Genomic DNA, 18,660 nt, shown 5'->3' with positions numbered 1-18,660 from the left:
TTGCGTGACGGCGGACGCCTCTCCGCAGCCATCGAGATCCTCACCGACGTCGAGACGCGCCACCGGCCTGTGAAGCTGGCGCTCAAGGCGTGGGGTGATGCATCCCGGTTTGCTGGATCCAAGGACCGCGCCTGGGTTTCGGGCTTGGTGCTCGACGTCCTGCGCCGTCGCCGTTCGCTCGGCTGGCGAATGAGCGACGACAGCCCGCGGGCGGCCACGCTCTGCGCCCTGCACGTGTTCTGGAACTGGCCGGTGGAACGGGTGGCCGAGGCCGCCGGTGACGAACCCCACGGTCCGGGCGCCTTGACCGAGGCCGAACGCACCGCGCTGGTCCAGCCCCGCGATCTCGCCGACGCGCCGGCCGCCGTTCGCGGCGACTATCCCGACTGGCTTGAGCCCTCGCTGGCGCGGGCTTTTGGCGACGACGCGGCGCTGGAAGGCGCAATGCTGTCCGAACGCGCGCCGGTCGATCTTCGGGTCAACACCTTGAAGACCGACGTCGAGCAGGCGCTCAAGGCGCTCGGCCCGCTCAACGCCGAGCCGACGGGCGTCTTGCCCAACGCCCTGCGGATGGCCGCGCCCGACCCGAGCCAGCGCGGTGCGTCGCTGGAAACAGTCCCGGCCTTCTCCAAAGGCTGGTTCGAGGTGCAGGATCTCGCCTCCCAGATCGCCGCGGAGGCGGCGGGCGAGATCAAGGGTTCGCAGGTGCTCGATCTTTGCGCGGGGGGCGGGGGCAAGACGCTCGCGCTTGCTGCGGCGATGGCCAACAAGGGCCAGATCTACGCCTATGACAGCGAGGCGCGCCGTCTGGCCGACACTGTCCGCCGATCCGAACGGGCCGGCGTGCGCAATCTCCAGGTCCGCTCGCCGATCTACCCCAACGCGCTGAAGGACCTCGAAGAGAAGATCGACGTCGTCTTCATCGACGCCCCCTGTTCGGGCACAGGCGCCTGGCGTCGTCACCCGGACACCAAGTGGCGGCTGAAGCCGGCCCTGCTGGCGCAGCGCATGACCGACCAGGACGCGGTGCTCGACCTGGGAACGCAGTTCGTGAAGCCCGGCGGCCGCATCGTCTATGTCACCTGCTCGGTGTTGCCGGAGGAGGACGAGGACCGCGTCGCCGCCTTCCTGGAGCGTTGGATGGACTTCCGCGTGATACCGGCCACCAACAACCCGCACCTCGTCCGTCATCTGACCGCCGAGGGATATCTTCGCCTTTCGCCCCGCAGCTCGGCCACCGACGGCTTCTTCGTCGCCGTGCTTGAGCGCGCCAAATGGACCCCGCAATGACTGAACAAGCCCCCCAACAGGCCCACGAACGCGTCTTGATCGTCGACTTCGGCAGCCAGGTCACCCAGCTGATCGCCCGCCGCCTGCGCGAAAGCGGCGTCTATTGCGAGGTCCATCCCTTCGACAAGGTCGAGGCGATGCTGGAAGCCTTCGGACCCAAGGCCGTGATCCTGTCCGGCGGCCCCGCCAGCGTCCATGAGGACGAGAGCCCGGCCGTCACCAAAAAGGTCTTCGAGCTGGGCGTGCCGGTGCTGGGTATCTGCTACGGCGAGATGACCATGTGCGCGGAACTGGGCGGCGCGGTCGAGGGCGGTCACACTCGCGAGTTTGGCCGGGCCGAGATCCTGATCGAACGCGAAAGCCCGTTGCTCGATGGCCTGGGCGCGGTCGGCGCCAAGGAAACCGTGTGGATGAGCCACGGCGACAAGATCACCGCCATCCCGCAGGGCTTCCACGTCGTGGCCTCGTCGGAGGGCTCGCCCTTCGCCGTGATCGCCGATGAAGGCCGTCGCTTCTACGGCATCCAGTTCCACCCGGAAGTCGCTCACACCCCGCGCGGGGCGCTGATGCTGCGCAACTTCACCCACAAGATCGCCGGTCTGAAGGGCGACTGGACCATGGCCGCCTTCCGAGGCGAGATGGTCCAGAAAATCCGCGACCAGGTCGGCGACGGCAAGGTGATCTGCGGCCTGTCCGGCGGCGTCGACTCCTCCGTCGCCGCCGTGCTGATCCACGAGGCGATCGGCGACCAACTGACCTGCGTGTTCGTCGACACCGGCCTGCTGCGTAAGGACGAGGCGACCCAGGTCGTCACCATGTTCCGCGACCACTACAACATTCCGCTGGTCCACGTGGACGCCGCCGACCTGTTCCTGGGCGAACTGGCCGGCGTCTCGGACCCGGAAACCAAGCGCAAGACCATCGGGCGCCTGTTCATCGACGTTTTCGACAAGGAAGCGGCCAAGATCGACGGCGCCAACTTCCTGGCGCAGGGCACGCTCTATCCAGACGTGATCGAGAGCGTCTCGGCGCGCGGCGGTCCTTCGGCGGTGATCAAGAGCCACCACAATGTCGGCGGCCTGCCGGATTACATGAAGCTGAAGCTGGTCGAGCCGCTGCGCGAACTGTTCAAGGACGAGGTGCGTGTGCTCGGCGTCGAGCTCGGCCTGCCGCCGGCATTCGTAGGCCGCCATCCGTTCCCGGGCCCGGGCCTGGCCATCCGCATTCCCGGCGAAATCACCCGCGAGAAGGTCGCCGTACTGCAACAGGCTGACGCCATCTATCTGGACGAGATCCGCAAGGCGGGCCTCTACGACTCGATCTGGCAAGCCTTCGCCGTATTGCTGCCGGTGAAGACGGTCGGGGTGATGGGCGATGCGCGCACCTACGAGGACGTGCTGGCCCTGCGCGCCGTCACTTCCACCGACGGCATGACCGCCGACTTCTTTGAGTTCCCGTGGGAGGTCCTGGGCCGCTGCGCCACGCGGATCATCAACGAGGTTCGCGGCGTGAACCGCGTCGTCTACGACGTCACGTCCAAGCCCCCCGGCACCATCGAGTGGGAGTGATGGGAGCGGCTAAAGCGCCGCTCCACACGTTCTGATGAAGCGCTCCACGTCCTCGGGGTCGTGATAGATCGCCAGGCCTATCCGCAGGACGTCGTCGCGGACATCGACGAGCACATCGTGCTCGGCGAGCGCGGCCTTCCACGAGGCCGCGCGCGGGTCGCGTAGGGCCAGGAAGCGGGCATGCTGGCCCGCGCCCAAGGGGTTCAGCAACTGAGCGTCTGACAGAGCGCCGGCGTCGCCGCGCGACACGCCTTGAAGCAGCTGCTCTTGCAAGCCCCAGACGTGGGCGGAGATGCTGGACGTGGTTTGGCCGGCTCCGCGCAGGGCGGCGAACGCGGCGTTCAGGCGATAGAGACCGCTAGGGTCGAAGGTGGCGCCTGCAAAACGTTGAGCGGTTGGCGAATACCGCACCCCGCTGGAGGCTTCCTCCAGTTGCGCGATCTCGGCGTACCATCCGGTGATTTCCGGCCGAGGCCCAAACCCAGGCGGGGCATGGAGGAACGCGGCGCCTTCACCGGCCATGGCGTATTTGTACCCGCCGCCCAGATAGAAGATGCGGTCGGCCACCGTCGCCAAGTCCACGTCGATCGCACAGAACGCGTGATAGCCGTCGACGACGACCCACGGGCCGGCCGGCGCGCTCAGGGCCGCCAGAGCCTCGACGCCTTCGAAGATCCGTCCCGTGTTGAAGAAGACCTGGCTGATGAAAATCAGGTCGTGCTCGCCCTCGGCCGCCCGCGCCAGGAAGCGTTCGGTCAGGGTCTCAAGCGGATGTTGCGGGACCAGTTCCAGCGAAATGCGCCCGCTCTCGGCCCAGCGCTCGGTCTGGCGGCGGAACGAGTGGAACTCGGAGTCGGTGGACAAGACCCGGACGTGGGACTTGCCCATGGCCGAGACGAGCTTGATCAGGTGGTCATGGGTGTTCGAGGCGAAGACGATGGTTTCGGGCGAGGGCAGGCCAAGCTCGCCGGCCACATGACGCTGAGCTTGGGGGAGCACCTCTCCAATCACCCTGTCCCATTTCAGGTCCGCAAGGCGCGCGGCGTCATCCCAGGCGGCGAGTTGCGCCGTCCGGGTGGCGTCGGGCCACAGGTGGTGGCTGTGCGCCGCGAAGTGCAATCGCTCCGGCGCCGCGGCCAGGGCGTGGGAGAAGAGGGGTTTGAAGCTCATGATAGTGTTCCGAGCGCTTGGTCCAAATCAGCGAGCAGGTCGGCTTCGCTCTCCAGCCCCACAGACAGTCGCAGCAAGCCGTCGCCAATGCCGGCGATCGCACGGGCTTCAGGGCTCATCGCGGCGTGAGTCATGGTGGCGGGATGGGCAATGAGGCTTTCGACGCCGCCAAGCGACTCGGCCAGGCTGAACACCTGGACTGCCTCAACGACCTTGCGCACGGCTTCTGTCCCGCCGGCCAAGTCGAAACTCAGCATCGCGCCGAAGCCGGACTGTTGGGACCTGGCGATCTCGTGCCCCGGATGGCTGGCGAGGCCGGGATAGTGGACCGCGCTGACCGCGCGGTGAGCCTGGAGGAAGGCCGCGACGGCGGCGGCGTTCTGCTGCTGGCGCTCGATGCGCGGGAAGAGGGTGCGTACGCCGCGCAGGGTCATGTAAGCGTCGAACGGAGAGCCGGTGACGCCGGTCATGTTGGCCCAGGCGGCCAGGGCCTCGACGTCGGCGGGGGCTGCGGCGATCACCGCGCCGCCCACCACGTCGGAGTGGCCGTTGAGGTACTTGGTCGTCGAATGGATCACGTAGTCGGCGCCAAGGCTTAGCGGCTGCTGTAGGGCCGGAGAGAGGAAGGTGTTGTCGACAGCGACCTTCGCGCCTGCCGCCTTGGCCTGGCTCGAAAGGACCCGAACATCTACCACGCGCATCAAAGGGTTGCTGGGCGTCTCGATCAGCAAGAGCGCGGGGCCGCGGCCGAGCGCTTCTCCCATGGCGGCCGGGTCGGACTGGTCGATGAAGGCGATTTCGAATTGGCGGCGGTCGGCTCGGGCGGCCAACAATCGATAGGTGCCGCCGTAGCAATCATGGGGCGCAACGACGAGCCGGCCGGGCTCTACCTGGGACAATACCAGATCCACCGCCGCCATCCCGCTGGACGTCACCACCGCGCCGGCGCCGCCTTCGAGCTTGGCGAGCGTATCGGCCAATTGGTCGCGGGTCGGATTGGCGGTGCGACTGTAGGCGTAGCGGCCCTCGCCCTCGAAACCGTCAAACAGATAAGTCGTCGATAGATGAAGCGGCGGCGTCACCGCGCCAAAAGCGGTGTCTGAGCCGACACCATTTGCGGCTGCGATGGTTCGTGGATCCCGGGCCCTCGGCATGTCTTCATTCCTCGCTGCTGGGGGAACGCCGTACGCCAAACTGGGAGTCGCGACCCATCGCCTGGCCCTACTTAGCGGCCCGAGTAATCTGCGTCATGCGAGCGTATCGTTTTGGCCAGGACGCCGCGTGATTGTCTTCAGGAGCGCTTGCGGCCCTTGGTCCGTTGCTGGGCGAAAGCCAGTCCGGCCGCGCCTGCAAGGACGCCCGCCAAGCCGATTCCGGCGACTAATGTAGCTGACGCCTGGCCTCGGTTGCCGATCACGAAGCGATGAAAGCGGCCGTCTTCCGACGCCCACCAAGCGCCCGAGGGCTTGTGGAAACCGTGGCGGTTGAAGGTGACCGCGGCCGCTCTCGCCAGGTCGGCCGCTTCCGCCGCGCTGCGGCCGGTGGCGATCACTTCGATCATCGGGGGAATCTTCTTCGGGTCGTCGGTCAGGTCCCAGCTTTGCTGAGTCACGCTGAACACCCGGCCCAGCGGCGCATGGGTCGAAATCCGTGGGCGGTGGCGAAGGAAGCGATCGACAGATTGAGCCATGTGGGCAACGAAGCTCCGGTTGGCGCTGCAACGCGAAATGAACGAACCGATCTAAGGCCTAACCGGTTCGGCGCCGGACGGACAGGCGAGAGTGACGCTTGAGCCGCTCTCGCCTTCGGGAAGTACTCCGTGTGGTCGTAGGCGAACTGGGCCGCCCAAAGGGTGACGGCCCCGGCCCCAGATCTGGGGCCGGGGCCGTTGGTTAGGCGTGTGCGATCGCGCCGAAGCGGCCGGTGTTGAAATCCTCGATCGCACGGTGGATTTCAGCCTCGGTGTTCATGACGAACGGACCATGGCCGACCACCGGCTCATCGATCGGCTCACCGGTGAGCACCAGGACGACGGCGTCGCTGCTGGCGTCGATGATCGCCGAGGCGCCTTGGCGGTCGAGCATGACCATTTCGGCTTCCTGAGCGTCTTGCTGGCCGTTGATGACGATCCGGCCAGACAACACCACCAGCATGGTCGTGTGACCTTCCGGCAGATCGAGCGTCACCGAGGCGTCGCGGTTGAGGCGCGTGTCCCAGACATTGATCGGCGTAAACGTGCGCGCCGGTCCCTTGTGACCGCGGAAGTCGCCCGCGATCACCCTGACGCGTCCCGTCCCATCGGGCAGATCGACCGATGGGATGTCCGCATTGACGATCGACTGATACCCAGGGGCGTTCATCTTGTCCTTGGCAGGCAGGTTCACCCAAAGCTGGATCATCCGGAACGGACCACCCGTGCGGGTGAAGCCCGGCGAGTGGAATTCCTCATGGAGGATCCCGCCGGCCGCGGTCATCCATTGGACATCGCCTGGCCCGATCACGCCGCCCTGACCGGTGGAGTCGCGGTGGGCGACCTCGCCGTCATAGACGATTGTCACCGTCTCGAACCCACGGTGAGGATGCTGACCGACGCCGCGAGGACGGGTGGCGGGATCGAACTGATGAGGTCCCGCATAGTCCAGCAGCAGGAACGGGCTGACGTGGGAGCCGAGCGAATTGTAGGAGAACAACGAGCGGACGGGGAAGCCGTCGCCGACCCAATGAGAATTGGGATTGCTGTAGATTCCGAGGACCTTTTTCATTCTGCAACTCACGATCTTGGATCGAGCGGGGCCCGATCAACTGTTGCAGTATTAATAAGCCTGGGACGGTGGGGGCTGTAGGCCGCCGGATCGCACGCTGCGTCCTATCCGTGGAACGATGACGCCGGCTGGACCGCCGTCTAGTGCGTCGCCAGGACGACCCCGAGCAGGACGGCCGCCCAGTGTGCGCCGGCTCCAGCGACGACGTGGCCGTGCCAGATCGCCCGGGCGAAGCGCAGTCGCTTGTTCACATAGAAGGCGACGCCGGTGGAGTAGAGCAGGCCGCCGACCACCAGTAGGGTCAGGGTGAGGGGGCTGGCGCCGTCGATCAGCGGCTTCAGCGCCAGGACGATGATCCAGCCGAGCGCGAGATAGGCGGCGACCCACAAGCGCCGATCGACAATTGGTAAGAAGACCTTACCGAGCGCGCCGAACAGAGCGATCGACCACACCGCTATCGTCATGCCCCAGGCCCAGGCGCCGCTTAGCGTCTGGGTGGTGAACGGGGTGTAGGAACCGGCGATCATCAGGAAGATGCCGGCATGGTCCAGGCGTCTCAGGACCGGCCGATACTCCGGCTTGGCGAAATTGTAGGCGGTGGAGAAGCCCAGCATCGCCAGCAGGCCAACGGCGTAGATGCCAACGGCGACCGCCTTGCTGAGCGACTGGTCTCTCACCGCCAGGGTGAGCAGCACGACACCCCCAACCAGGGCCAGGGTCAGGCCGACGACATGGACCACGAGATCGGCGCACTTGGCCGCGGCGGTCGGGTAGTGGCGTGGCGCGATAGCGGCGGATTGGGTCACGGCTTTGCTCGCTCTCGTGAAAGGGGCAGGCAGGCGCAGTTAGACGCCAGGCGCCCCGGGTTGTCGATCTCCGGCGATGATGGTGGGGCGATATGACAGTCCGTCGTTGCCTATGTGAACAGATGTTCTATTTTTGTTCTAATTCGAGCAATGAGATTGAGCATGAGTGAACAGCTTTCCCTCGACATCCCGGAGCCATCTTCGGGCGGTGGGCAGGTGGTGTTCTTCGCGGTCACCCCAGGCGCCGCGGCGAGCGCCCGTCTTTCCGCGGTCGGGAAGCAGACTAGCGATGCGTCTCTATATCCCCCGGCCCGGTTCCACATCTCGTTGCTGGGGCTGCGCCTTGACGTGAGGTCCGGCGACTTGGACGCCATGAGGGAGGTGGGTTCGGCGGTCGCGGCGGCTCCCTTCGAGATCGTGCTGCCCACGGCCTGCAGCTTTGGGAACAGTCTGGTGCTCTGTTGTGCGGCCGAGACAACGGAGGCCATGACATACTTGCAGCACGCTCTTCTGCGCGAGGCGAAGATGAAGTGGCCTCTGCGGGCGAAGGGGCGATATACGCCGCATCTGACACTCGCCTATCGCGCGCCACGCATTCCGCCGACTGTGTTGGCGGATCCGGTCCGTTGGCCGGCCAGAGAGTTCGTGCTGGTCGGCAGAGACCGGCGGCGCGACGGATATGCCTGCTTTGGGCGATGGCCGCTGAACTAGGGCGCGGAGTTTACTCGCCGCACACTATAATCGAGAAAAATACACGTACAGCGGGTTGATCTCCCGCGTCCCGTAGCGCATGCCCAAACCCGTCAAGTCCGGCGCCGTGAGCGTCGGGCCGTTTCCGGGGGGTTACGTGAATCTTAGGTCCAAGAGCGTCCTTGCGACGTTGATGCTGTCGTCTTGCCTGACGACAGGCGCCCTGGCCCAGACCGCTGGCGATCCCACGGACCGAAGGACTTATCGCACCGCAGAGTTTCGAGACTCGTGGGGCGTGAACATGATTGGCGCCGACTACGCCTATGCGAGCGGCGTCGATGGGACCGGCGTCCTGGTCGGCGTGATCGACTCTGGGGTGGCTACGGACCATCCCGAGCTCCAGGGACAGGTCGCGGGTGGCTACGACTATGTGACGCGATCCCCGGTGGTGATCGACGGCAACGGCCATGGAACGGCGGTGGCCTCGATCATCGTCGGAAAGCGTGATGGCGTCGGCATCCATGGCGTCGCCCCGGGCGCGCGCGTCGTTAGCGCGCGGGTCTTTGATGAAAACGGAGACATGGCCTCTGACGCCACGTTGCTTCAGCAAGCCTGGGGCGGGTTGATGGATCGTGGCGTGCGAATTCTCAACAACAGCTGGGGCTACGACGAGGCGATCACCAGTTGGAGCGCGGCCGAACTAGAGGCCTTCGACCCCGATCTGGTCGCGTCGTCTCGGCGGGCGGTAGAGCGTGAGGGCCTGGTGATTTTCATCACCCACAATGATGGGGGGGCGCAGCCGACCACCCAGGCCGGCCTGCCTTACCTGTTCCCCGAACTGGAGCGCGGATGGCTTGCGGTCACCGCCGTGGGCTTCACGGGCGAGATCGCTTCCTATGCTAACGCCTGCGGCTTGGCCAAGGCTTGGTGCCTCGCCGCGCCGGGTGGTGACTTCCAGACCGACGGCTTCGGTCTTTGGATGGCCGACGCCTTTGGCGGCTATCTGCAGGGCAATGGAACCTCATTTGCGGCGCCCCACGTCGCCGGCGCCGCGGCGCTGGTCACACAGATGTTTCCCTATTTCACCACCGATCAGGTGCGTCAGACCCTGCTGGGAACGGCCACCGATCTCGGCGCGCCCGGTGTGGATGAGGTCTACGGCTACGGCCTGCTGAACGTCGCCCGGGCGGTGGACGGCCCAGGTCGTTTCGATTGGGGCGACTTCCATGTCGTACAGCCGCGCGGGACGAGCGAGTGGTACAACAACATCTCCGGCGCTGGCGGGCTGACCAAGTCCGGCGCCGGCACGCTCGTGCTTTACGGGCAGAGCACCTATTCGGGCGCGACGCGCGTCAATGAGGGGCTGCTGGCGGTCATGGGTAGCAGCCCCTCACCGACCTTCATCGCTTACGACGGAGCTCTTGCCGGTCGGGGCGTGGTGCGCGGGCCCGTGCATAGCGAAGGCTTCGTCGCGCCCGGCGACGCGCTTCTCACCGGGACGCTCAGCATTGATGGCGACTTCGTGAACGCCGAGACCGGTGTCGTCGTCGGCCAGATCACTCCGTTTGGCCTCAGCAACCGGCTCGCGGTCAGTGGAGAGGCATATCTCGAGGGCGGGGCGGTCGAGGCCGTCATCATGCCTGGGCTCTATCTCCGCTCCTTTACCGAGGTCCTTGTTCGGGCGGGCGAGGGGGTCATCGGTCGGTTCGATGGGGTGTACGCCGAGGACTACGCCTATCTCAAACCCTCGCTTAGCTATGACGCGGGCGCGGTCTATCTGACCCTCAACCGCTTGGCGTTCGATGACCGTTGGGTTTGTACAAGCAGCAACGCTTGTGCCGTCGGCGGCGCGTTCGAGCGCGGCGTTGGCGCAGGGGACCTCGGCTTCCTGCTCAGCGCCATGGCGCTGCAGGGATCGTCCACGGAGCAAGCCAGGGCATCCCTCGCCAGCCTTTCGGGGGAAGCTCACGCTTCGCTCGCCTCCATCGCCCTGACCGGCGGCCTGCCGTTCGCCCAGACCATGTCGGCGCGTTTGACCAACCTCAGGACGTCGCCTGCCTCAGACGACGGCGTGTGGCTGCGCGGCTACGGCCAGTGGGGACGCCAAGGCGGCGACTCCGAGGCCTCCGGCGCTGACTACAGCATGGGCGGGTTGGTTGCCGGGCGCGACTGGCAGGTTTCGCCTTCGCTGCGCGTGGGTGTGAGCCTCGGCTATGGCTCGACCGATGTCGATTTCGACGCCTTTGACGGCAAGGGGGACATCACCACCTACGAGGGCGCGCTTTACAGCGCCTACGCCAGCGGTCCGATCGCGGTGGATAGCTGGCTCAGCTATGCGGCGCTTTCGAACGAGGTCGAGCGGACCCTGGTTCTCGGCGGCGGCAGCGGCAGAGCTCGCGCCGACTATGACGGGCGACGCATCAGCGCTTTCAGTGAGGCGTCCTATGCAATTGACTTGGGCGGTGCGACCGCCCGTCCGCTGGCCTCAATTCGGTATGCCGGGCTTCGCCAGGACGGCTTTAGCGAGCAGGGCGTGGGCAGTCTCGGGCTGGTGGCCGGCTCTAACAACGCCGACAGCCTGGACGGCGGTTTGGGCTTGCGGCTCTCAGCCCCGCTTACGCTTGCCAAGATCTCGGGCCAGATCGGCGCGCGCGCCCAATGGCTGCACGAGTTCCTAGATGATCATGGGGAGCTTGAGGCCGCCTTCATCGGCGCGCCGACAACCGGGTTCACGTCGCGCGGGCCTCGCGCGGCTCGCGACAGCGCTCTGCTCGGCCTGAGCGTCGCCGCGGCGGCGGGCAAGTCGGTCGATATATTCGCAAACTACGACGCCGAACTTCGCACAACCGGCGCGGCGCATGCCGCCACGGCCGGTTTGCGAATCACCTGGTAGGCGGCTGCGGGCGGCCTAGTGCTCGATGACTTGAGCCTCCGGGTAGGCGGCGGCCAGGTCGTCGTGCTCGGAAGTCCGGATCGCGCGCGCGACATTCAGGCGCGTGTAGACCTGTGCTTCGGGCGGCTCGGTCGGTGCGACCAGACGCGAGAGATCGTTGGATTTACCAAGCGTGGTAACGGTTACCTTGCCATCGACAAGGGTCACCAAGGCGAAATTGCCTGCGATCGGCAGGTGATCGCCGGCCACGGCTCGGCGGCGGAAACGGTAGGTCGCGCCGGAGGCCCCGGTCAGATCGATGAAGTCGTTCATGCCATTCACTTAAACACCGCCCACGTCGCGGACCGAAAGGGACCATAGGGCGTAAGGTGGCGGCGATAGGGCGGAACGTCGCAAAGAGCCAGATGCCGACGATCTCTTTCTCGCGTTTGCGACGCATCGCCTGCGAGCGAAAAGTCTCATCGAGCCTATTTTCCTCTAGGTGGCCCGTGACCGGGATAGCAGGAACTCCGACAACAATGGCACCGGCCGGCCCGTGGAACCCTTTGCCTCGCCAGAGGTCGACGCCGTACCCGCGATGTCCAGGTGCGCCCATTTGTAGGCCCCGGTGAACCGGGCAAGGAAGCAGGCGGCGGTCACCGAGCCGGCGGCCGGTCCGCCAAGATTGCTCATGTCGGCGAAATTGCTTTTCAGCTGCACCTGGTAGTCGTCCCACAGCGGAAGCTGCCAGGCGCGGTCTCCTGAATCGACGCCGCCCTTCAGGAGTTCGGCCGCCAACGACTCGTCGTTGGCGAAAAGTCCGCTGGCGTGACTGCCCAGGGCGACGACGCAGGCGCCGGTCAGCGTCGCGATATCCACGACGCAGGCGGGATTGAAGCGCTCGGCATAGGTCAGGGCGTCGCAGAGGATCAGCCGGCCCTCGGCGTCGGTGTTCAGGATCTCGATGGTCTGGCCCGACATCGAGGTGACCACGTCGCCGGGGCGGGCGGCGTTGCCGCCTGGCATGTTCTCCACCGCCGGGACGATGCCTGTCACATTCATCGGCAGGCCGAGGCGGGCGATGGTCTTGAGCGTTCCGAAGACGCTCCCGGCGCCGCTCATGTCATATTTCATTTCATCGAGCAGGGCCGCGGGCTTCAGGGAAATCCCACCGGTGTCGAAGGTGATCCCCTTGCCGACCAGGACGACCGGCTGGGCGCCCGCAGGACCGCCGCGATAGTGCATCACGATCAGTTTGCAGGGCGAATAGGACGCCCGGCCGACCGCCAGGAGCGACCCCATGCCGAGTTTTTCGAGATCGGCGCGCTCGAGGATATCCACCTCGAAACCGAACTCCTTGCCCAACGCCTGGCCGGTTTCGGCCAGATAGGCCGGATTGCAGATGTTGCCTGGCAGATTGCCAAGGTCCTTGGCCAAAGCCATGCCCTCGGCGATCGCCGCGCCTTCGCGGATGGCGGCTTCAAGCGGCTCGCTCGACGGCGCATCGATGAGGAGTCCGATCTTGCCTGCGCCCGTCGGCTTTGGGGCGTCGCGCCGGCGTCCGGGTGCGTCGAAGCGATAGGCGCAGTCGGCGATGATCCGGCTGGCGTGGCGTAGCCGCCATTCGGCCGATCTGCCTGCAGGCGCCAAATCGGACAGGACCATGCAAGCCTCGGGGGCGACGCTGCTCGCCAGCGCCTTGCCAGCGCCGGCCAGGGCGTCGCGGAAGGCCTTTTCGGACAGCGGCTGGCTTTTCCCCAGACTGACGATCAGCAGCCGCTCAGCGGCGACGCCGGCCGGTCCATGCAACACCAGTGTGGCCCCGGCCTCGGCCCCGACCTCGCCAAGCTTTACAAGCGCGGCGAGGCGGCCGCCCAGGGCTGCATCCAGCAGCTTGGCGGCGGGTGGAAGCGCGCCGTCGGCAAAGACGCCGATGACTAACGTGCCGGTCCGGATCGTTTCGGGCGATCCGCTCACCAAGGTGATGTTCATCAGCACTCTCCGAGAAGACGGTGTCGTGGATGCGATCGCCTGGACGGGGCCAAGCGGGAAGAGGTGTCAGTTCACGCCCCATGGCAGTCCGAGGATCTGCCAGGCTGCAAGAAGGAGAGTCCAACTCACCCCGATCGCCAGCACATAGGGCAGCATCAGCGCGATGATGGTGCCGACGCCAGCTTCTTTCTGATAGCGCTGCGCAAACACCACGATCATGGCGAAATAGGCGTTGAGCGGGGTCACCGCGTTCATCGGCGAGTCGCCTACCCGGTAGGCGGCCAGCACGGCTTCGGGTGACATGTTGAGCTTCATCAATAGTGGGACGAAGATTGGCGCGAAGATCGCCCACTTCGGGATTGCCCCGGTGATGATCAGGTCGAGGATCATCACGACGACCACGAAACCGATGAGCAGCCAAAGGGCGTCCACATCGGCCTGGGTCAGGATGTCGGCCAGAGACACCGCGGCCAGGGTCGCCATGTTGGTATATTCGAAATAGGCCAGGAACTGGCTGATGATCAGCAGCAGGAAGATCAGGCTGGCCAAGCTGGCGATCGCCTGGGTCATGGCGTTGATGACGTCGTTCATACTGGTCATCGTTTTGGCGCCGTAGCCATAGCCGATCCCCATGGCCATGAAGACCAGCGCGATGACGACGATCAGGCTGTTCATGAAGGGCGAATTGCCGACCAGAGCGTCGGTGACCGGATCGCGCAGCGGGGCGCCTGACGGGACGGTCAATATGGCCAGGAAGATCGCCACCGCGATCAAGGCGAAGGTCGCGAACTTCAGACCGCGGACCTCTTCGGGCGCCAGCTTGGCGTTCTCGACTTCCTCGTCGACCTCGCCCCAGGGGCCGAGCCGGGGCTCGACCACCTTCTCGGTGACGATGGCGACTACCACGGTCAGCAATACGACGGAGGCGATCGAGAACCAGATGTTGGCGGCCAGCCCGATCGAAATGGCCGGGTTCATCAGGTGGATGGCGTCGTTGGTGATCTCGGTGAGGATGCCGTCGAGCGGAACGATCAGGATGTTCACGCCAAACGCTCCGGCTACCGCGGCGAAGGCGGCCGCGAGGCCGGCGAGCGGATGGCGGCCAACGCTCATGAAGGCGGCGGCGGCGAGTGGGATCAGCACCAGATAGCCGGCGTCGGCGGCGATGCTGGAGAGGATGCCGACGAAGACCAGGATGTAGGTGAGCGCCTTGCGCGGGGCGACGATCACCAGTTTGCGGATCAGGGCCTTGATCAGGCCGGCGGATTCGGCGACCCCGACCCCGACCATGGCGACGATGATCACGCCGACCGCATTGAAATTCATGAAATTCTGGACGACGCCGGTGAACATGAACCGGATGCCGTCGGCGGTGAGCAGGCTCTTGGCCGTCGCTGCAGCGTTCTCGACCTGATGGGTTTCGGGATTGACGACCTGATAGGTCACGCTCACGCCCAACATGTAGAAGACGTGGGATAGGGCGACCACGATTGCGATCAGGATCAGGAAGATGACCGCAGGGTGGGGGACCTTGTTCCCTACCTTCTCGATCGCATCAAGAAAGCGCTGGGTCGTTGACCTCGGCGCTGCTGCGGGTTGGCTCACGGGCGTCAGTCCTTCAAGAGATCTGCTCCGTCGTCAGCCTGAGCTAGGCGGCGAGAACCGGTGACGTATCTGCAATTGGGCGCGCAATTATCTAAAATGCAACCGTGCCGTTAGGTTGGTGGCGGAGTTTTGGGGAGGCTTCTGGGGCGGCTCGCATCAGAACCGCCAAATCAAGGGGACGTAGAAAGTAGCGATAATGAAGAACCAGATCATCAGCGGCAGGCCGAGCTTCCAGTAGTCGCTGAACTTGTATCCGCCGGGCGCCATGACCATGAGGTTGGTTGGCGTGGCGATGGGGGTCAGGAAGGCCGCGGCTGCGGCGACGCCGACGCTCATCAACACCGGCCGGGGCGAGACGCCCATGCCTTGGGCGGCGGCCAGCGCGATCGGGATGACGATCAGGGCGGTGGCGGTGTTGCTGATCAACTGGCCGAGCACGGCGGTGAGGATGAATAGCCCTGCCAGCAGGAAGACCGGGCCGGAGTCGCCCACGATGTTGACGAGCCCGTCGGCGAGCAGAGCCGCCGCGCCGGTCTCATACATGGCGGTCGAGAGCGGCATCATCGCGCCAACCAGGATGACGGTCGTCCAGTTGATGGAGCGGAACGACTGCTCCACCGTCAGGACGCCGGTCAGGATCATGGCGCCGGCGGCCAGCATGCCGGCGACAACGGGCGGGACGATCCCCGTGGCCAGCATGACCACCATGGCCAGGAGGATCACCACTGTCTGCTTGGCGCCTGCTCCAAGCGGCACAGCCTGACGGCGCACCACTTCAGGCGAATTGACCATCAGGACGTCGGGATCGTTGAGGTTGAGGTCCAGCGCCTTCCAGGTGCCCTGGAGGAGCAGGGTGTCGCCAGCTTCGAGGATGGTTTCGTTGGGGATGAGGTCCGTGCCGCGTCGCTGGACGGCCAGCACGATCAGGTCGCCGCTCTCGGTGATCATGCCTGGAAACACCGATGTGCCGATCATGCCCGACCGCGGCGGGATGATGACCTCGGCCAGGCCGGAATTCCGGTTGAACAGCGTGTCCTGCAACTCGGCGGCGGCGTTCTGCTCGCGGAAGGCCAGATGGTTCTGAGCCGCGAAGGCCACCGCCGCATCTGGGCTGCCGCGCAGGATGAAGAAGTCGCCTTCGGCGATGCTCTTTCGGCGCGGCGGGCTCCCGTCGTCCTGCTTGACTGCGATGAGCTGCAGGTCCGGGAAGCTCCGCAGATCGATGGAGGTGATCGGAGCGCCCACGAAGGGAGAACTGGCGCGGACCCGCATCTGGAAGGCGTCGCTGCTAAGGCCGTATTGCTCGACCAGGGTCTGTGCGTGGGTGCTGAGATCGGCCGGGATCTTGCGGCTGATACTGTTGGGCAGCAGCCGCTCGCCGAAGAAGACGATGATCGCGATCGACCCCAACAGCAGCGGCGCGCCGACAAGCGCAAACTCGAAGAATGCGAAGCGTCCCAAACCGGCATCGCTTGCCGCATTGGAGATCAACACGTTGACTGGTGACCCGGTCAGGGCCAGCAGCGACCCGGCGTGGGCCGAGAAGACCAGCGGCATCAGCAGTTGCGAGGGCGCGCGTTTCAGGCGCATCGCCATGACTACGACGACCGGGAGTAGGGCCGCGACGGCGCCGTTCACGCTGATCAGGGCCGCCAGGAACGCCACGAGCAAGGCGGTCAGGACCAGTAGCCGCGCGCGGCTGTTCTCGCCTGCCTTCGCGATCAGCATCTGGCCGGCCCAGGTCGTCAGGCCGGTGGCTTCGAGCCCGGCGCTGACGATGAACAGCGTCGCGATGAAGATGACGGCGGGGTCGCCCAGGCCGCTCAGCGCGTCGTCCAGCGACAGGACGCCGGTCGCATAGAGCGCCAGGGCCGTGCTCATGGCCACAACGACGACCGGAAGCTTGTTCCACACGAACAGGACGACCGCGACCGCGATGATGGCCGCCATGATGGCGATGTCGCTCAACGAACGACATCCTTGCAGGTGACGGGGGAGGTCGGTGAGGGACGTTGGAGTACGTCGGGGTCGGCCCTGATGGGGTCACGACCTCTGCGGGCGTCGGTGTCCGCCGCTGTTCGACAAGCCCCCATACGCAACCCTCGTAACGGCGATGGTGTTGGAGCAGCCCGCCATGGGTGAGCTGTCCGCTAGCTCTACTTACGCATGCTGGCCGCGCCCTCGTCGGGAAGTCAACATTTTAGGCTGGGGTCTTGAGGGGCCTTAGGGTGAACGGAACGATGGACCGTTCGGCGCCGGGCACCGCAAGCGCGCGATCGATGGGCGGGAAGGCGCGTTGCCGGCAGTTCTCCCGTTCGCAGATCCGGCAGCTTACGCCGATGGGGGTGGCCCGAGCTTTCATGTCGAGGCCGTCGGCATAGACCAGGGCGCTGGCATGCTGCACGTCGCAGCCGAGGCCTAGCGCGTAGCGCCGCCCAGGCTCCAAGTGCGAGCCCGAGCGCTTTTCGATCCCCCAGGCCAAGCAGAGGTAACGTTCGCCGTCCGGCATCTCGGCGAGCTGGATGAGAGTCTGGCCCGCGCCGTCCAGGGCCTCATGAATGTTCCACAGAGGGCAGGTGCCGCCGAACCGGGCGAACTGAAACCGGGTGGCGCTATGGCGTTTGGTGATGTTGCCGGCGCGGTCTACCCGCAGGAAATAGAACGGCACCCCGCGCGATCCTGGCCGCTGCAGTGTGCTGAGCCGGTGGCATGTCTGTTCGAAGCTTGTCTGGAACTGCAGGGCCAGCCGGTCGACGTCGTGGCGGGTGGCCATGGCCTGCGCCCGGAACGCCTCGTAGGGCAATAGCAGAGCGCCCGCGGCGTAGTTGGTCAGGCTGATCCGGCCGATAGCCTCCGCTGCGGGGCTGCGTAGTCCGGCGGCCGCCAGTTCAGCTTCGATGATCGCGCCCAGGTCTTCGGCGACGATTTGATAGGCCATCTGGAAGCAGCGGCTTTCGATGGGCTGCGCCGAATTTAGGGTCAGGACGCGTGTGGCGGGATCTAGTCGGCGGAGTAGATCACCGGCGAACCGTCGCTCGACGACGATGCCGAGCGATTGCTGGAGGTAGTTTTCCAGGGCCCGCTCGAGGCTCTCGCCATTCTGGCCGATGCATCGCGGCGACAGCGCTTCGGCCCCCATGTCGAGGGCGTGCACGTAGTTGTCGCAGTAGTGGAAATAGTCCCTGACCTCCTCGTAGGGCAGTAGGGCGCTGGCGGCGACCGCCTCGTCCAGGGCGACTGCCTCTTCCGTCAGCTTCAAGCGCTCGTCCATCCGGCGATAGGCGTGGTGCAGTTGAAGGTAGCGGTGAGCGAAGCTCGGCGACTGCTGGGCCACTTGGCGCAGTTCAGAGAGGGGAATGGGCGGGGCGCCGGCCGAGGCCTCGGCGACCGCTTCGCGCAGATCGGCCAGCAGGCGCTGGTCGTTGTCGGCGTCCAGCGCTTCGGCGGCGACGTCGAAGGTCTCGACCAGGGCGATGAGGACGCGGGAACTGACGGGCCGTTGATTGGCCTCGATCTGTGACAGGTAGCTGACCGAGATGCCGAGCCGGGTCGCGCAGGCCTCCAGCTTCCAGCCACGTGCTTCACGCAGGGCGCGGACACGGGGACCGACGAAGACTTTCTGGCGCATTTCGCAACTTTACAAAATAGGCGAGTGAAGGCGCGAAGCTTATGCACGATCTTGGTTGAATCGCAGCGCAAATCTCTGATTTCTGCACGATCCACGCCGAAGTTGGCTGACGTTTAGTCCCCACAGTTTTACCAAAGGGCCCGATGAAGCACATCCTTGAAGAGCTGGAGAAGCGTCGGGGCGAGGCCCGGCTGGGCGGGGGCGAGCGGCGGATCGCCAGCCAGCACGGCAAGGGCAAGCTGACGGCGCGCGAGCGGCTGGACCTGCTGCTGGACGA

General features: G+C 65.7%; 15 protein-coding genes. 5 read left to right on the top strand and 10 right to left on the bottom strand.

The window, feature by feature from the left end; translation table 11 throughout:
• Positions 1-1,290, top strand: coding sequence for an RsmB/NOP family class I SAM-dependent RNA methyltransferase (locus tag Q8M13_RS06450; protein WP_305298957.1), 1,290 nt, complete (start codon positions 1-3; stop codon positions 1,288-1,290).
• Positions 1,287-2,858, top strand: coding sequence for a glutamine-hydrolyzing GMP synthase (gene guaA, locus Q8M13_RS06445; RefSeq protein ID WP_305298956.1), 1,572 nt, complete (start codon positions 1,287-1,289; stop codon positions 2,856-2,858). The genes Q8M13_RS06450 and guaA overlap by 4 nt, the downstream gene beginning before the upstream one ends.
• 9 nt (positions 2,859-2,867) lie before the next feature.
• On the opposite strand, the gene Q8M13_RS06440 is transcribed toward guaA, so the two are convergent.
• The 5 genes from Q8M13_RS06440 to Q8M13_RS06420 all read right to left on the bottom strand — a co-directional run bounded on the left by Q8M13_RS06440 (position 2,868) and on the right by Q8M13_RS06420 (position 7,596).
• A complete protein-coding gene (locus Q8M13_RS06440; RefSeq protein ID WP_305298955.1) occupies positions 2,868-4,028 on the bottom strand; it encodes an aminotransferase class V-fold PLP-dependent enzyme in 1,161 nt (386 codons plus the stop codon).
• Complete coding sequence (metB, locus tag Q8M13_RS06435; RefSeq protein ID WP_305298954.1) at positions 4,025-5,182, bottom strand: cystathionine gamma-synthase; 1,158 nt, start codon at positions 5,180-5,182, stop codon at positions 4,025-4,027. Before metB ends, Q8M13_RS06440 begins: the two co-directional genes overlap by 4 nt.
• Before the next feature lie 137 nt (positions 5,183-5,319).
• Entirely contained in the window at positions 5,320-5,718 is a 399-nt protein-coding gene (locus Q8M13_RS06430; RefSeq protein WP_305298953.1) for a hypothetical protein, read from the bottom strand.
• Between the two features lie 202 nt (positions 5,719-5,920).
• A complete protein-coding gene (locus Q8M13_RS06425) occupies positions 5,921-6,790 on the bottom strand; it encodes a pirin family protein (RefSeq protein WP_305298952.1) in 870 nt (289 codons plus the stop codon).
• Positions 6,791-6,930: 140 nt separating this feature from the next.
• Positions 6,931-7,596, bottom strand: coding sequence for a hemolysin III family protein (locus Q8M13_RS06420; protein WP_305298951.1), 666 nt, complete (start codon positions 7,594-7,596; stop codon positions 6,931-6,933).
• A 162-nt stretch (positions 7,597-7,758) separates the two neighbouring features.
• On the opposite strand from Q8M13_RS06420, the gene Q8M13_RS06415 reads away from it, so the two are divergent.
• A complete protein-coding gene (locus Q8M13_RS06415; protein WP_305298950.1) occupies positions 7,759-8,307 on the top strand; it encodes a 2'-5' RNA ligase family protein in 549 nt (182 codons plus the stop codon).
• Between the two features lie 280 nt (positions 8,308-8,587).
• Positions 8,588-11,179, top strand: coding sequence for an autotransporter domain-containing protein (locus Q8M13_RS06410; protein ID WP_305299213.1), 2,592 nt, complete (start codon positions 8,588-8,590; stop codon positions 11,177-11,179).
• Positions 11,180-11,194: 15 nt separating this feature from the next.
• Here Q8M13_RS06410 and Q8M13_RS06405 read toward each other — a convergent pair whose 3' ends face one another.
• The 5 genes from Q8M13_RS06405 to Q8M13_RS06385 all read right to left on the bottom strand — a co-directional run bounded on the left by Q8M13_RS06405 (position 11,195) and on the right by Q8M13_RS06385 (position 18,383).
• Positions 11,195-11,491, bottom strand: a complete 297-nt coding sequence (locus Q8M13_RS06405; protein ID WP_305298949.1) for a hypothetical protein — start codon at positions 11,489-11,491, stop codon at positions 11,195-11,197.
• 165 nt (positions 11,492-11,656) lie between these two features.
• Positions 11,657-13,150, bottom strand: coding sequence for a leucyl aminopeptidase (locus Q8M13_RS06400; protein WP_305298948.1), 1,494 nt, complete (start codon positions 13,148-13,150; stop codon positions 11,657-11,659).
• A gap of 66 nt (positions 13,151-13,216) precedes the next feature.
• Complete coding sequence (locus Q8M13_RS06395; protein WP_305298947.1) at positions 13,217-14,755, bottom strand: AbgT family transporter; 1,539 nt, start codon at positions 14,753-14,755, stop codon at positions 13,217-13,219.
• Positions 14,756-14,911: 156 nt separating this feature from the next.
• Positions 14,912-16,723, bottom strand: coding sequence for an SLC13 family permease (locus Q8M13_RS06390; RefSeq protein ID WP_305298946.1), 1,812 nt, complete (start codon positions 16,721-16,723; stop codon positions 14,912-14,914).
• A 232-nt stretch (positions 16,724-16,955) separates the two neighbouring features.
• Positions 16,956-18,383, bottom strand: coding sequence for a short-chain fatty acyl-CoA regulator family protein (locus Q8M13_RS06385; protein ID WP_305298945.1), 1,428 nt, complete (start codon positions 18,381-18,383; stop codon positions 16,956-16,958).
• A 143-nt stretch (positions 18,384-18,526) separates the two neighbouring features.
• On the opposite strand from Q8M13_RS06385, the gene Q8M13_RS06380 reads away from it, so the two are divergent.
• On the top strand, positions 18,527-18,660 hold a 134-nt coding region (locus Q8M13_RS06380), incomplete at its 3' end, for a hypothetical protein (protein ID WP_305299212.1).

The sequence above is a fragment of the Phenylobacterium sp. genome, from assembly GCF_030681155.1.
Taxonomy (GTDB): domain Bacteria; phylum Pseudomonadota; class Alphaproteobacteria; order Caulobacterales; family Caulobacteraceae; genus Phenylobacterium.
This window is presented reverse-complemented; position numbering and strand designations above follow the sequence as displayed.